Source organism: Pararcticibacter amylolyticus, from assembly GCF_003130405.1.
Lineage (GTDB): Bacteria > Bacteroidota > Bacteroidia > Sphingobacteriales > Sphingobacteriaceae > Arcticibacter > Arcticibacter amylolyticus.
The window spans coordinates 16,175-17,837 of record NZ_QEAS01000003.1 but is presented as its reverse complement, the minus strand read 5'-3'; the positions used below and the strand labels follow the sequence as shown (position 1 = coordinate 17,837).

The 1,663-nt window shown below is 45.5% G+C and carries 1 protein-coding gene and 1 pseudogene; both read right to left on the bottom strand.

Going from position 1 to position 1,663, the window contains the following annotated elements; translation table 11 throughout:
- Nucleotide 1 precedes the first annotated feature (1 nt).
- Nucleotides 2–1,372: an L-lysine 6-transaminase gene (gene lat, locus DDR33_RS04485; RefSeq protein ID WP_238387662.1), complete on the bottom strand. Its 1,371-nt coding sequence runs from the start codon at nucleotides 1,370–1,372 to the stop codon at nucleotides 2–4.
- A 111-nt stretch (nucleotides 1,373–1,483) separates the two neighbouring features.
- Nucleotides 1,484–1,663: pseudogene (locus DDR33_RS26585) on the bottom strand (hypothetical protein); the annotation flags it as partial.

The following is a 1,663-nucleotide window of genomic DNA, read 5'->3' as shown; positions in this document are numbered from 1 at the left end:
TCTAACGTAACTCATTAAGCGCCGCCTCCATAATCTCCATCCCCTGGTCAATATGTTCGTTTTCTATGATGAGGGCTGGCCTGAACCTGATGGAATGGGTGCCGCAGCCGATGAACATGGCATTTTTTTCAATCCCTTTTCTGATAAATTTATCCCTTGTAAGCGTATCGGGAAAGTCAAACGCTGTAAGTAAACCCCGGCCGCGTACGTTGGATATGACCGGGAAATTCTGGGAAAGCTCTTTAAGGCAATTCTGAAGATAAAGGCCGGTGCTGGCTGCATTCTCAACCAGTTTGTCTTCTTCGATGATCTGGAGGATCTTCGAAGCACGCACCATATCAACCAGGTTGCCTCCCCATGTCGAGTTGAGGCGGGAGGAGACGTTGAACACATTATGTTCTATTTCATCAACCTTGTTTCCGACAAGCATCCCGCAGACCTGCATTTTTTTTCCAAAAGCGATCGCGTCGGGCCGTGCTTTCTCACCAAAGTGTTCGTAGCACCAGAACTTGCCTGACAGGCCAACTCCTGTTTGCACCTCATCGTATATCAGAAAACACTCATTTTCATCGGCGAGTGTCCGCAGCTGTTCAAGAAATTCAGGTCTGACATGATTATCGCCGCCTTCTGCCTGTACCGGCTCAATGATAATTGCGCAGATGTCGTCCTTATTCTCCGCAAAGGCCTGCTTGATCTGATCAATTGCGCGGCTTTCGCGCAGGATCAGGTCATCGAGTTTTTCCTGGGTGAGCGGGAAGTGGACAAAAGGAGTGGAGATCCGCGGCCAGTTAAACTTCGCGTACCATTTCGTTTTATCCGGGTGTGTATTAGTAAGACTCATCGTGTATCCGGTTCGGCCATGAAAAGCATGTTCGAAGTGGATTACCTTAAACCCTTTCTCTTCAGAATGACCTTTCCTGAAGTTTTTCTGAACTTTCCAGTCCATCGCGGTCTTCAGGGCATTCTCAATTCCCAGCCCGCCGCCTGCAATAAAGAAAGCATGGGGCAGGTAATCCGGTATGCCTATGCGGGCAAAGGTTTCTACAAATTCAGCGTATTGTTGGGTGTATATGTCTGAATTAGATGGATTGCTTAAAGCCGCCAGCATCAGGTTTTTCTTAAACTCCTCATCCTCCAGCATTTTCGGGTGATTATAGCCAATAGGGACAGATGCGAAGCAGGTAAAAAAGTCAAGCATTTTTCTCTTGTACTTTGAGTCGTACATGTAGACCCCGCTACTTTTTTCCATGTCAAAAACAAGGTCATATCCGTCTGCCAGGATATGCTTACCGAGAGCTTTGTGAACGTTTTCTGATGAAACTGATAAGTTATACATTACATTTCCTCCGAAAACAAACTTAGATAAATTCATTTTATATGCAATATAATTGCCGGTGCATATACAATGAATTTATCAATCTCTCCTCAGTCATTGAAAATATTTTATAGAGGAAATTAAAAAAAGAGCCGCTCTTTTCCTGCATTACGAAATTTCCGCCTGGGGCATTGTAAAAGAGTCCCTCTTCAGTCCCAGTAAACCGAACAGTCCCCCGGTATGCACAGCCAGTATTTTGCTCTGCGGTGCGAAGTAGTCTCTTTCGATAAGATCAAAGAGCGCATACATCATTTTTCCGGTATACACCTGGTCAAGGAGAATCCCCGT

Coding starts and splice junctions, on each gene's coding strand:
- lat (WP_238387662.1), bottom strand. CDS start 1,372: ATGAATTTATCTAAGTTTGTTTTCGGAGGAAATGTAATGTATAACTTA.